The sequence below is a fragment of the Rhodococcus sp. AD45-ID genome, assembly GCF_003023755.1.
Classification (GTDB): Bacteria; Actinomycetota; Actinomycetes; order Mycobacteriales; family Mycobacteriaceae; genus Rhodococcus_F; species Rhodococcus_F globerula.
Genome location: NZ_PYHL01000001.1, coordinates 2109665 through 2122492, shown reverse-complemented (window position 1 = coordinate 2122492; position 12828 = coordinate 2109665). Strand labels below are relative to the sequence as shown.

Sequence of the window (12828 nt, the reverse complement as noted above, 5' to 3'; positions counted from 1 at the left end):
AAGCGCCGGAGCGTTCGGAAAGTTAGAAACCATACCCCATGACTGCGGGGCGTGTGGTGCCGAAAGCGAAGTCGAAGTCGCGTATCTCCTGAGGGGTGGAGGCCTGGACGCGCCCTGCTGCCGCGAAGATTCGAGCCTGATGCGAACCCAGGTAGATGCTGGACAAGATATCGGACGGCATCGTGATCTGTGCGTCGGCGTCCGTGGGTCGGCAGGTGGCCTTTCCACCCCGAATGCTGAGCGCGAACGTACCACCGGAGTCGAGGAACGGATCCTCGATTTTGATGACAGTGTCGAGGTCAGCGGCATATTCACGAGCTTCGAGTGCTGCTGGGACGTTCATGATTCGCAGCCACAGACGGTCGGATCGGCGGGTTGTCCGCACCGAACGGTAGTCCGTCAGCATCAGTCGCAGCGGATCTTCAGGATGCTGCTCGGCTTCGATGCGGGTCACGAGATCGAGCCCGCACATTGTCCGCCACAGCGCGGCGTAGGCGTCGTCGTTGATGGCAACGAACTCGGCGATGTCGACGACGCTGTCGGAGCCGTCACTTCGGTGGCGGTAGGAAACGTAGCCGTCGGGATGTGTCAGAAAGAACAGTCCGGAGGCGCCGGCACGATGGTCGGACGGGTCGGCAAATGTGAAATCCCAATGCGCCTGCGGACGCCTTTGCGCGCCTGGAGTGACGAGGCGCCAGCGGTCGTAGATTGCGGGCAGTAGCGTGGCTGCGGTCTGCGCGTCGGTGATCCGCACGCCGCTTCCGGTTGGAGCCTGCGGGCGGAAATCGGCAAAACGCCGATCGATCGTGATGCTCTCGCTGACGGTTGCGGGGCCGTAGCCGAACCGGTTGTAGATGCGCGCGTCGCTGGCCGTCAGAGCTACCAGGGGAGCACCCGTCGACGCGATGTGGTGGTGCAACCGGACGAACATCGAGCGCAGAATTCCGCGGCGACGGTGCGTCGGGGCGACGGACACCCAGGTGATTCCGCGAGTGGGTAGCTGGTTCCCGCCCGGAACCGTGATTTCCATGTCGAACTCGATGGCCAGTCCGACAACTTGATCACCTTCTGTCGCGACGACGATGTCCTCGGGGCGATAGAGCGTCCGAGTGAGTGTTTTGTCGGCGCTCGACGGATGGAATCCGAACCCAGTCGAGTCGAGTAACTGGATCGCCGGCCAATCGGCTTCAGTGGCAGTTCGGATGGTGATCTGGTTGTCGGTGCTCACGCTCATTGATGCTGGCACAGATTGCGCGGTGACGCACGTAGCGCGCGAGTCGACGTTTCACCGGTGATTCATGGGGGTACCGTCCGACGAACCGGCCCCGCGACAGGAGTGAACACAGTGGCGATCACCGATATCAAGGAATATGCGCACCTCACCGAGGAAGACGTCGAGGCACTTGGGCGTGAATTGGACGCTATTCGGCTCGACATCGAGGAGAAGCGCGGTGCGCGTGACGCTCGATACATTCAGCGAACTATCGCGTTTCAACGCTCTCTCATGGTGGCCGGTCGTGTCGTCCTGTTTGCCAGCAAGAAGAAGCCCGCATGGATCCTGGGAACAGCGCTTCTGGGGGTCGGCAAGATTATCGAGAACATGGAACTCGGCCACAACATCATTCACGGTCAGTGGGACTGGATGAACGATCCCGAGATTCATTCGAGCAACTGGGAGTGGGACAACACCTGCCCATCGTCGGGTTGGAAGCACTCGCACAACTTCACCCATCACAAGTTCACCAATATCGTCGGTCTCGACAATGACGTGGGCTACGGCATCATGCGCGTCACGCGAGATCAGAAGTGGCACGCGGACTATCTATTCCAGCCGATCACCAATTTCGCGTTGGCAACACTGTTCGAATGGGGCGTCGCACTTCACCATCTAGAGACAGACAAACTTCGCAAGGGGCAGGTGAAGTGGTCCGACAAATCCGAGATGGCAAAGGAAATCGGCAAGAAGATCGCACGGCAGGTGACCAAGGACTACATTCTGTTCCCAGCTCTGACCGGCCCAGCGTGGAAGACCACGCTGACGGCAAATATCGTCGCAAATCTCATTCGCAATTACTGGAGTTACGCAGTCATCTTCTGCGGGCATTTTCCCGACGGAGCCGAGAAGTTCACTCTCGAGGAATTCGAGAACGAATCGCGCGCGCAATGGTACCTACGACAGATGCTCGGCTCGGCCAACTTTCACGCCGGACCGATCATGGCATTTATGAGCGGCAACCTCTGCTACCAGATCGAGCATCATTGCTTCCCCGACTTGCCGAGCAACCGATACTCGGAAATCGCTGTGCCACTTCGTGAATTATGTGACAAGTACGATCTCCCGTACACAACAGGTCCGCTGTGGAAGCAGTACGGACTGACATTGCGCACCATCTGGAAGTTGTCGCTCCCCAACAGGTTTCTCTCCGCCTCCCAGGACGACGCACCGGAAACGCACTCCGAGTTGAAGTTTCGAGTTCGTGGCGGCATCAAGGAAGTATTCGGCGTCGACCCGCACACAGGTAAGCGTCGTGGGTTGCGAACGGCCATCGCCATGATGGCGAGTTGACGCTCGCCTTTAACTGCCGAGCAGAATGACCGGCACGTCCTCGGCGAAGTCCACAACCAATTCGCGACGAGAAAACAGCCAGGTGCCGTCGACCTTGTCGAAACTGTCCTGGTAGCGAATCTCGATTCGGTTGTTCCGGAACCCCTCGCCGCGGGGATAGATGTGATGCGCGGAGCAGTACGCCTCGCCGTGGGCCGTGGTGGCGCTGTCCTGATCGAGGACCTGCTGCTCGACGATGTGCCGCGTCGAGTGCAGGTGTGCGACGGCGCCGACTATCGAATCGGACAGAGTCGACCGGCCCTGAATTTCGGTCGGCCCGGCGGTGCCGTTCAATGCCGGAGGCAGGACAAACGTGGCGTTTTCGGTGAACAGGGCTGCGAGAGCGGCCGGATTTCGGCGGTCGACTGCCTGTGCGTACCTGGCAGCCAAGTCGGTGAGGGCGATCCGATCCGAAGGTTCCATGGCAGCATTTCACCTTATGTGACGGCGCTCATGTTTCGCCTTCCCGCTCAACGAGACACATTCAGCGCCCAAAGATGCATCTAGTTAGCGTCCAGATCAAAGTTGCTAGCCATGAAAGCCATAGGAGAACCGCGATGGATCTGAGGGAATCGCCCGAGCAGCAGGAGCTCCGCAAGGAGCTGCGCGCGTACTTCGCGACGCTGCTGCCGGAGGAGAAGCGCCGCGCTGCCGGTGAACAGGGTGTTGGCGGCGAATACTTCCGTGAAATCGTGAAGTTGCTGGGCAAGGACGGCTGGCTCGGTATCGGCTGGCCCAAGGAATTCGGTGGCCAGGGACGCTCCATCGAAGAGCAGTTCGTGTTCTTCGACGAGGTTCAGCGCGCGGGATTGCCGTTCCCCTTCGTGACGGTCAATACCGTCGGGCCGACATTGATGAAGTACGGCACCGAAGAGCAGAAGGAACGATTCCTGCCGGGCATTCTTGCCGGCGACATCGTTTTTGCCATCGGCTACACCGAGCCGGAGGCCGGAACGGACTTGGCTTCGCTCAAGACCCGTGCAGTCCTCGACGGTGACGAGTGGATCGTCGACGGCAACAAGATCTTCACCAGTGGCGCCAACACTGCCGACTACGTGTGGCTGGCCTGCCGCACCGACGCGGACGCCCCCAAGCACAAGGGCATCTCGATCCTGATCGTCCCCACGGAGGACGCAGGCTTCGAGTGGTCACCGATCAACACCGTCGGCGGCTTGATGGTGACGTCGACGTACTACTCCGGCATTCGCGTCCCGTCGAAGGACGTTGTCGGCGAGGTCAACGGCGGCTGGCAGCTCATTACCGCTCAGCTCAACCACGAGCGAATCGGCCTGGCGGCCATCGGTGGTCGCACTTACGGTCTGTGGAACCTGGTTCTGGACTGGGCCAAGGAAAACGGCGCCATCGACATCCCGTGGGTGCAGCAGGACTTCGCTCGTACACACGCCAAGCTCGAGGCCATGCGACTGCTGAACTGGAAGATGACGGCAGCCGTCGCACAGGACACGCTCTCCGGAGCCGACGCCGGCGCTACCAAGACATACGGGACCGAGACTCACGTCGACGTCTACCGCACTCTGCTCGGAATTCTCGGCTCCGCCGGACGCATCCGCCCCGAGTCTCCGGGCGCTTTGCTTGCCGGTCAGATCGAGCAGATCTCGCGTCAGGGTGTCGTGAACACCTTCGGCGGCGGCGTCAACGAGGTTCTGCGTGACATGGTCGGCACCATCGGCTTGGGACTCGTTCGCGAAAAGAGGGTCAAGTGAGCGACATTTCGGCGCAACTCGACGCTTTTGTCGGCCAGACGCTTGTTCCCACCACCTGGGGACCCGACGAGGTCAACATCCCCATGATCCGGCATTGGGCCGAGACCATGGGCGATACCAACCCCGTCTACCTCGACGACGAAGCTGCCCGCGCCACCGGCCGTGACGGCGTCGTCGCTCCCGCTCAGATGCTTCAGGTCTGGATCATGCGGACGTTCACCGACAAGATGGCGGGCAACGACCCGTCACAGGTGTGGACCGATCTGATCGCCACCCTCGACGCTGCGGGCTACAGTTCCGTCGTCGCCACCGATTCCGATCAGGAGTTCTTCGGCGAACTGCGCCCAGGCGATCGCGTGAACTACACCGAGGTCATCGAGTCGATTTCCCCGGAAAAGAAGACCGGCCTAGGCGTCGGACACTTCGTGACGACGCTCAAGACGTACCGCAACGGCGACGACGAAGTTGTCGGCACGCAGCGGTGGCGGACACTGCGGTTCAAGCCGCAGGAAGCCAAGGCTCCGGAGGCTCCGCGCGCACTGCGTCCGCGTCCGGCTCTCAACGCGGACAACGCTTTCTGGTTCGAAGCGGCCAAGGAGCACCGTCTGGTGATCCAGCGCTGCACGTCCTGCAAGACGTTGCGTCATCCCACCGGCCCGATGTGCGGTGAGTGCCAGTCGCTCGAGTGGGACACGATCGATGCGTCGGGCCGTGGCACGGTGTACAGCTTCGTGGTCAATCATCACCCCAAGATCGACGCGTTCGACTACCCGCTCATCGTTGCGGTCATCGAACTCGAAGAGGGAACCCGATTGATCGCCAACATGGTGGGTATCGCGCCCGAAGATGTCGTGGTCGACATGCCCGTGGAACTTGACTGGATCGACGCCGACCCGGATTTGACGCTTCCCGCGTTCCGGCCGGCCGCACGCGAGGAGCACTGATGGACTTCAATTTCAGCGAAGAGCAGGACGCGATTCGCTCACTGGCCGACGAGGTCTTCACCAGCAAGGCCACGATCGAGCGCACCAAGGAGATCGAACTCTCCGCCGAGCGCGTCGACCGTGAACTGTGGCGCGAACTCGCGACCACCGGCCTGCTCGGTATCGCCCTGCCCGAGGAGTTCGGCGGCGGTGGACTCGGCTTGTCCGAGCTGTACACCCTGCTCGAGGAACAGGGCCGCCACGTTGCGGCCGTGCCGATCTGGGAGACGGCGCTCGCCGCGTTGGCGATCAACGAGTTCGGTTCCGATTCCCTTCGCGCAGAGCTCCTTCCGAGTGTTGCCGACGGCAGTCGATTCCTCACGATCGGGCTCGAGGAATTCGGGCCGTACACTGCCGGCGACCCGCTGACGACGGCCGCCGAGGATACCGACGGTAACTGGACGCTGACCGGTGAGAAGGCCGTTGTGCCGATCACGAACATCGCGAACCTCGCGCTCGTCTCGGCAACCACGTCCACGGGAACAGCTCTGTTGCTGGTGGATCTGAATGCAGACGGTGTCACGGTGGAGCAGACGCAGTCCACCAACCACGAGATCTGTGCCAACCTCACGTTTGCCGGTGCCCCCGCGCAGCTGATCGGTGCGGCTGACGGCACCACGGTTCCGTGGCTGATCGACCGAGTTGAGCTGGCATTGGCCGCAATTCAATGGGGCGTCGGCTCCGGCGCCGTTGCGCAGGCTGTCACGTACCTGAACGGCCGCATGCAGTTCGGCCGTCCGCTCGCGACCTTCCAGGCGGTCAACCACCAGCTCGCGGACTGCTACATCGATCTCGAAGCGATGCGCGTGACACTGTGGCAGGCTGCATGGCGCATCTCCGAGGGACTGGATCTCGGCACCTCGGTACTCGTCGCCAAGTGGTGGGCCACCGACGGCGGACAGCGCGTCGTGCATCGCACCACGCATGTCCACGGTGGTATGGGCGTCGACACCGACTACCCGGTTCACCGTCACCTCTTGTGGGGCAAGCAGATTGCTGCCACCCTCGGCGGTTCCAGCTCCGATCTCGCGCGTCTGGGTGCGCAGCTCGCATCCGGTGTGGAGGTGCTCGCATGACCGTTCTTGCCGGTCGTAGCTACGCAGACGTCGTTGTCGGAGAGGCATTGCCCGAGTTGGCGATCCCGCTGACCCGCACGTTGATCGTCGCCACGGCAATCGCCACTCGCGATTTCCAGGACGTGCACCACGATCCGAGCCTGGCTCAGGAGCGCGGCTCCAAGGATGTCTTCATGAACATCCTCACGAGCAACGGCCTCGTCGGCCGGTATGTGACGGACTGGGCCGGATCGGCATCGACCCTGCGTCGCATCGCCATTCGTCTCGGCGCGCCCAACTACCCGGGTGACACCATGACGATGACCGGTGAGGTCGTGTCCAAGGAAGACGGTGTTGTCGTGGTCAAGGTGCAGGGCGCAAACAGCCTCGGCAACCATGCATCCGGCACCGTCACAGTTGCTTTCAAAGAAGAGGGGAAGCCCTGATGGCGATCAGCCCGCTCTCGGGAGCCGCTGCCATCGTCGGCATCGGATCCACCGAGTTCTCCAAGAACTCCGGTCGCACCGAACTGCAGTTGGCCTGTGAGGCCATCGTCGCTGCACTCGCGGACGCGGGTATCGCCCCGTCCGAGGTTGACGGACTTTCGACCTTCACCGCGGAAACCAACGGCGAAGCCATTGTGGCTCGCAACTGTGGTCTCGGCGAGCTGAAGTTCTTCTCCCGCATCGGTTACGGCGGTGGCGCCGCATGCGGCCCCGTGCAGCAGGCAGCCATGGCCGTTGCGACGGGTGTCGCCGATGTCGTGGTCTGCTACCGCGCTTTCAACGAGCGCTCCGGTGAGCGTTACGGCCTGGGTCAGCATGATCGCCCGATGGCAACCACAGCGGACCGCGCGGCTTATGCGTGGATGACACCGCAGGGCCTGTCGACTCCCGCTCAGTGGGTCGCTATGTTCGCACGGCGGTACATGCACCAGTACGGTGCGACGAGTGAGGACTTCGGACGAGTTGCAGTGGTGGCGCGCAAGCACGCTGCCAACAACCCGGCTGCCTGGTTCTACGAGCGTCCGATCACACTCGAGGATCACCAGAATTCCCGCTGGATCGCCGAACCGCTGCACTTGCTCGACTGCTGCCAGGAAACAGACGGTGGCCAGGCGCTCGTCGTCGTCTCCGCTGAGCGCGCCAAGGATCTGGCCAACAAGCCGGCCTTCATCAAGGCCGCTGCTCAGGGCAGTGGCAAGGATCAGCACATGATGACCAGTTACTACCGACCAGACATCACGGGTATCCCGGAGATGGGTCTGGTCGGCCGTCAGCTGTACAGCCAGAGCGGCCTGACACCGGACGACATCAACGCGGCTATCCTGTACGACCACTTCACTCCGCTGGTCCTCCCACAGCTCGAAGAACTGGGATTCTGCAAGCCCGGCGAGGCCAAGGACTTCATCCGCGAAGGCAACCTGGAACTCGGTGGACGCCTGCCGGCGAACACTCACGGTGGTCAGGTCGGCGAGGCGTACCTGCACGGTGTCAACGGTGTTGCCGAAGGTGTGCGGCTCATTCGTGGCACGTCGACCAATCAGCCCGATGGTGTCGAGAACGTATTGGTCACTGCCGGAACAGCAGTACCTACCAGTGGTCTCATTCTCGGCGTGGTGTGAGAGAGGAATTGAACGTGACTACTTCGGAAACTGCGAAGACTGCCGGCGATTGGCGCGGAGCCGATCTCGGTACCCGCACCGTGTCGTACACCGAGCGCGACGCGATCCTGTACGCACTTGCCGTGGGCGCCAAGGCAACCGAGTTGGACCTCGTTTTCGAGGATCAGCTTCGGGTGCTGCCGACATTTGCTCTGACACTGGCGCAGTGGGCTCCCGACGCTCTGGGCTCGGCGGGCGCTTTCGACACCTCGACGGCACTGCACGGCTCGCAAGAGTTGAAAGTGCTTGCTCCGCTTCCGCGTAGCGGTGAGGTGACGCTGAAGGCTTCGGTCGGCGAGGTGTGGGACAAGGGTGCTGCAGCCGTCTTCGAAGTGAAGGTCGAGTGCGAGTACTTCGTCGCGACCTGGTCGCTGTTCGCTCCCGGCGCCGGTGGATTCGGCGGAGAACGTGGGCCGTCCCGTCCCGCAGAGCCGACGGGCGAGCCTTCACTCACCGGTGTGCTGACCACGGCGGAGAATCAGACGGCGATGTATCGCCTGCTGGGCGACATGCACCACATCCACATCGATCCAGAGGCCGCGGCACGGATCAATCAGCCGCGCCCGATCATGCACGGCCTGTGCACGTTGGCTGCCAGCACGCTCGAGCTTGCCCGGGTCGCCGGAGTGCATCCGGCAGACCTCGTGAGCCTCGAGGGTCGATTTGCGGCGGCTATTCATCCGGGTGAGGCGCCGTCCATCGTTGCGTGGGGTACTCCTGACGACCTGGCCTTCCAGGTGCACAAGGATGGTCAGGTAGCGATTTCCGGTGCGCGAGTGAGCTTCTCCGCTCGCTAGCATCCGCAGACTCAACTGCGGGGCGCTTGACCCCCCCGTCGCGCCCCGCAGTTGTTCACACAAAACGAGGAAGCCCTCGAGCAATTGCTCGAGGGCTTCCTTGGTTGCTCGGTCTTACGAGCTGGTTCGCGAAAACAGCTCGGGGTGGGTAGCAAGGTAACGGGCCGGGTATTCGCCGCCGCCGTGGACGGCGATGTCTGTCCCCGTCACGTACGACGAGAGCGAACTTGCCAGGAACAGGCAGGAATTCGCGATGTCCGACGGTACGGCCATGCGCTCCATCGGGATGATCTCGGTGACGGCCGCGCCGCCGTCTGCGCCGTAGACCTCTGCGGCTGCTTCCGTGCGGATCAAGCCGGTCGTGATGTGGTTGATGCGGACCTTGGGGGCCCATTCGAGCGCCAAAGCCTTTGTCAGGACCAACAGTCCGGCCTTGGCGGCGCTGTATGCCGCGGTGCCGGGCTGCGGGTCGATGCCCGAGACACTGCCGATGTTGATGATGGCGCCGCCGTTGTCCTGTGTCTGCATGACGGCGTTTGCAGCCTGAGCAACGTTGAAGGGGGCCAGCAGATTCAGCGCCACGATCTTCTCCACGAAGCGCGGGGAGACGGTGGCTGCGTCGGCGTCGGGGGAGCCGCCGGCATTGTTGATCAGAACGTCCAGTCGGCCGAAGCGATCGACGGCATCCTGGACGAGCGCTGCGGCGTCTGCCGGATCGCGGACGTCCGTGGCTTTGAATGCTGCAGTGCGTCCGTCAGCCGACGGGAGCTTTTCGGGCTCGTTTCGGCCACAGACCAGTACGTTTGCCCCGGCAGCCAGGAAGGTTTCGGCGATGACAAAGCCGATGCCCTTGGTGCCGCCGGTGACGATCACCGAGCGTCCGCTGAAATCGACGGGGTTGGGGAGTGTCACGGTGGAGCCTTCCTGATGTTGGGGCCGAGCCGATTTGCCGCCCAGTGTGATTGACGCGACAGTGCCGGTCGTCATAGGGTCAAGCAAATGCTTGGTTGCTTAGTTCGTTGAGTGTAGACGACCAACACCGGCAGTCACCAGAATCGACCAGTCCCCGCAGGCAACAGGACATTGGAGCAATCACATGGGCACGCTTGACGGCAAAGTTGCACTCATCACCGGTGCAGGTCAGGGAATCGGGCAAGGCATTGCCTTGGCATTGGCGAAAGAAGGCGCCGAGATCGCGGTAGCCGGTCGCACCGAGTCCAAGCTCCACACCACGTGCGGGCTGCTCGCCGACATCGGTGCCCGCGGCGAGGTAGTCGTGTGTGACGTCAGCAAGAAGGACGACATCACCGCCGCCGTGGACCGTACCGTCGAACTGTTCGGCGGAATCGACATCCTGATCAACAACGCCAACGACTGCAAGCCCGGCCCGCTGCTCAGCGTGCTCGACGAAGACTTCGAACGCTCCTTCGCGACGGGACCGCTCGCCACCCTGCGCATGATGCAGGCGTCGTATCCCCACATGAACAGCCGCGGCGGCGGCGTCATCATCAACATGGTCACCTCCGCGGCCGTGCGCTGGGATGCCAGCAACTACGGTGCCTACGGCTCCATCAAGGAGGGCATGCGCGCACTAACCCGCGCTGCGGCCTGCGAGTGGGGCAAGGACAATATCCGTGTCCTCAACGTTGCGCCACACGCGCAGACCCCGGCCCTGCAGTGGTGGATGGACAAGAACCCGGAAGAAGCGGCAGCCTTTGTCGCGGGAATCCCGCTGGGTCGCGTCGGCGATCCCGAAACCGACATCGGGCGTGCCGTCGTCTTCCTGGTCGGCGAAGATGCCGGTTACCTGACCGGCGCAACCATCCCCCTCGACGGTGGACAGTCGCGCTGGGGGTAGTTCCGTCAGGTGCGGTCGAGCCACTCCCTGGCGTCCGCCGGGAAATCCGTGGTCGTGCCGTCCACTCCGAGTTCGAGGGCTCGTGCTGCATCTGCCGGAGTGCGCAGGGGCCACGCGTGAACCTGCAGTCCGGCTTCATGGAGGTCGCGGACCAGGTCGGCTGTCAGGCCGTCCCAGCCGCAGTAGAACGCGCCGGAACCGGTGGCCGCAAGAACGGATTCGATACCAGCCGGGTGAGCGTCGGCGCTTGGATACGCCGATACGATCAATCCGCGCGGGATGAACGGTGCTGCCTCGGCAACTGCGAGCAGAGCCTCGGCCGAGAAGCTCGTGAACTGAATGCGCTGAGCGTCTTCCGGCCGCGCCGCCACGATCCGTCCGAGTTCCGGCACCACCTCGATGGCCTTGATCTCCACCTGCAAGGTCACCGTGGTGTTGTCGAGAGCTTCGTCGAAGGTCAGGACGCCGCGTCCGGAGTCCAATTCGATGTCTTTGATCTGGTCGAACGTGAGTTCCGCAACGGGTCCGAGCCCACGCCCGGAATCGTCGGCGGCGGTGCGATCGAGCGTCGCGTCGTGGAGCACGATCGCAACGCCGTCGGCGGTCAAGCGCACGTCGAGTTCGATCTCGTCGACGCCCATCTCCTCGGCGAGACGAAATGACGCAATGCTGTTCTCGGGTGCGTGGGCCATGGCGCCGCGATGGCCCACCAGGGTGAATGATTCGGATCGCATGGTCAGGCCACTTTGCTTTCGTAGAGTTTGCGCACGGATTCCGTGTCTGCGCGCAGCTTGGTTGCCGTTGCCTTCAAAGTTGCGCCGGCGTCGGCATTTTCGGTGTACAGCTTCTGAATTGCGGTGCGCATTTCCGTGATGGTGCTCTGGACGTACCGTCGAACCGCGTCAGGCTGGCGGGCGAGCTCGAGTTGGTCGACGGCCAGTTTGTAGTTCGGATTGTCGGACATGACCTGACGCACCTTGGTGGAGTTTGCCGCGGAGATTGTCGAGGGCAGGTATCCCGTTCCGACGGTCCAGGTCGACGACGCTTCCTCGCCGGACAGATACGCGAGCACCTGGGCGGCGGCCTCCTTGCGTTCCGGGCTGGCATTCTTCATGATTCCGAGTCCGGCACCACCGGTCGGCACGCCGTGTGTGGTCTGTTGAGGCAGGAAGCCGGCACCGACTTCGAACTGGGCGCCCTTGATCAGTCCGGTCAGCGATCCGGTGGAGTTGGTGATGGTTGCGACCTGGCCGTTGATGAAATCGTTGTTGATTTCCTGTGCGAGGTACGCGATCTTGTCGTCGTTGATCACGGCCCGGTCGAACTCTGCGGCGGCAATTGCAGCTGCGGAGTCCACGGTGACGTCGAGTCCGTCGGAGATCGATCCGCCGAAGTTCCAGAGCAGTCCCTGCATGTACCAGTCGTCGGCACCGGTGTATGCGCGCATCTTCAGAGAATTGCCATTGTAGTTCTGGCCGGTGATTTGTTTTCCCCACGAACGGAATTCATCCCAGGTGGCGGGGGCGCGATCCGGCAAACCTGCGGACGAGAAGATCTCCTTGTTGTAGTAGAACAGTGGTGTCGATCGGCCGAACGGGATCCAGTAGGACTCGCCGCGGACAACGCCCTCGGTGAACAAGCGCTCGTTGAACGTGCTCGGACCGAAGTTGCTGTCGAAGTATCCGCCGAGCGGTTCGAGTGTGTCGTTGAGGAAGAACTTGTTCCACGACACGTCGGAGAAGACGCCGATGTCGGGGATCTGCCTGGCCTGGAGTCCGGCGGCGATCTTCTCGGTGACGCCGTCATACCCGTTGAACTGCTGAACTTCTGCGTAGATATCGGATTGCGAGCGGTTGAATCCGTCGACCACTCCGGTGAAGACCTCGTGGTTGTTGCCCGACCACGGACTCCAGATGACGACGTTGGTCCTCCCGGCAAATTCGCTGGGGGCCTTGACGTCCGGTGCTGAGAACGAAGCCGTGCCGCCGGCGTTTCCGCACGCCGCGAGTACGGGGAGTGCGATCGCGGTCATACCGGCAGCAGTGAGAAAGCTGCGGCGAGAGATGTTCACAGGCTTCTGCGCGGAGCCTGATCGGGCAAATAACGACATGATGGGTATCTCCTGGAGGATGCTGAACTGGCA

General features: G+C 62.5%; 13 protein-coding genes. 8 read left to right on the top strand and 5 right to left on the bottom strand.

Annotated elements, in window-relative coordinates:
- Positions 1–22: 22 nt before the first annotated feature.
- Complete coding sequence (locus C7T36_RS09565) at positions 23–1234, bottom strand: enhanced intracellular survival protein Eis (protein ID WP_045064926.1); 1212 nt, start codon at positions 1232–1234, stop codon at positions 23–25.
- 111 nt (positions 1235–1345) lie between these two features.
- Here C7T36_RS09565 and C7T36_RS09560 point away from each other — a divergent pair, with 111 nt between their 5' ends.
- Positions 1346–2566: a fatty acid desaturase gene (locus C7T36_RS09560; RefSeq protein WP_045064924.1), complete on the top strand. Its 1221-nt coding sequence runs from the start codon at positions 1346–1348 to the stop codon at positions 2564–2566.
- 9 nt (positions 2567–2575) lie between these two features.
- On the opposite strand, the gene C7T36_RS09555 is transcribed toward C7T36_RS09560, so the two are convergent.
- Positions 2576–3028, bottom strand: a complete 453-nt coding sequence (locus C7T36_RS09555) for a nuclear transport factor 2 family protein (protein WP_045064921.1) — start codon at positions 3026–3028, stop codon at positions 2576–2578.
- 134 nt (positions 3029–3162) lie between these two features.
- On the opposite strand from C7T36_RS09555, the gene C7T36_RS09550 reads away from it, so the two are divergent.
- From C7T36_RS09550 to C7T36_RS09525, 6 genes are read left to right on the top strand one after another with little or no spacing between them, the layout of a single operon-like run.
- Positions 3163–4329 (top strand): acyl-CoA dehydrogenase family protein, encoded by a 1167-nt coding sequence (locus C7T36_RS09550; RefSeq protein ID WP_033236626.1) that lies wholly within the window; start codon positions 3163–3165, stop codon positions 4327–4329.
- The gene (locus tag C7T36_RS09545; RefSeq protein WP_033236627.1) at positions 4326–5273 is read left to right on the top strand and encodes a bifunctional MaoC family dehydratase N-terminal/OB-fold nucleic acid binding domain-containing protein; all 948 of its coding nucleotides are present in this window, start codon (positions 4326–4328) and stop codon (positions 5271–5273) included. Before C7T36_RS09550 ends, C7T36_RS09545 begins: the two co-directional genes overlap by 4 nt.
- Positions 5273–6388, top strand: coding sequence for an acyl-CoA dehydrogenase family protein (locus C7T36_RS09540; RefSeq protein ID WP_045064917.1), 1116 nt, complete (start codon positions 5273–5275; stop codon positions 6386–6388). The genes C7T36_RS09545 and C7T36_RS09540 overlap by 1 nt, the downstream gene beginning before the upstream one ends.
- Positions 6385–6813, top strand: coding sequence for a MaoC family dehydratase (locus tag C7T36_RS09535; protein ID WP_033236629.1), 429 nt, complete (start codon positions 6385–6387; stop codon positions 6811–6813). Before C7T36_RS09540 ends, C7T36_RS09535 begins: the two co-directional genes overlap by 4 nt.
- On the top strand, positions 6813–7991 hold the full coding sequence (locus C7T36_RS09530) for a lipid-transfer protein (RefSeq protein WP_033236630.1): 1179 nt from the start codon (positions 6813–6815) through the stop codon (positions 7989–7991). Before C7T36_RS09535 ends, C7T36_RS09530 begins: the two co-directional genes overlap by 1 nt.
- Before the next feature lie 14 nt (positions 7992–8005).
- Positions 8006–8827, top strand: coding sequence for a MaoC/PaaZ C-terminal domain-containing protein (locus tag C7T36_RS09525; protein ID WP_033236631.1), 822 nt, complete (start codon positions 8006–8008; stop codon positions 8825–8827).
- 114 nt (positions 8828–8941) lie between these two features.
- Here the strand turns inward: C7T36_RS09525 and C7T36_RS09520 are convergent, their stop codons facing one another.
- Positions 8942–9739 (bottom strand): SDR family oxidoreductase, encoded by a 798-nt coding sequence (locus C7T36_RS09520; RefSeq protein ID WP_033236686.1) that lies wholly within the window; start codon positions 9737–9739, stop codon positions 8942–8944.
- Between the two features lie 184 nt (positions 9740–9923).
- Between C7T36_RS09520 and C7T36_RS09515 the strand changes: the two genes are divergently transcribed.
- Entirely contained in the window at positions 9924–10685 is a 762-nt protein-coding gene (locus tag C7T36_RS09515) for an SDR family NAD(P)-dependent oxidoreductase (RefSeq protein WP_033236632.1), read from the top strand.
- Positions 10686–10690: 5 nt separating this feature from the next.
- Here C7T36_RS09515 and C7T36_RS09510 read toward each other — a convergent pair whose 3' ends face one another.
- Both C7T36_RS09510 and C7T36_RS09505 read right to left on the bottom strand, forming a co-directional pair.
- Positions 10691–11419: a glycerophosphodiester phosphodiesterase family protein gene (locus C7T36_RS09510; RefSeq protein WP_045064914.1), complete on the bottom strand. Its 729-nt coding sequence runs from the start codon at positions 11417–11419 to the stop codon at positions 10691–10693.
- A 2-nt stretch (positions 11420–11421) separates the two neighbouring features.
- Positions 11422–12795: an ABC transporter substrate-binding protein gene (locus tag C7T36_RS09505; protein ID WP_045064911.1), complete on the bottom strand. Its 1374-nt coding sequence runs from the start codon at positions 12793–12795 to the stop codon at positions 11422–11424.
- Positions 12796–12828 lie beyond the last annotated feature (33 nt).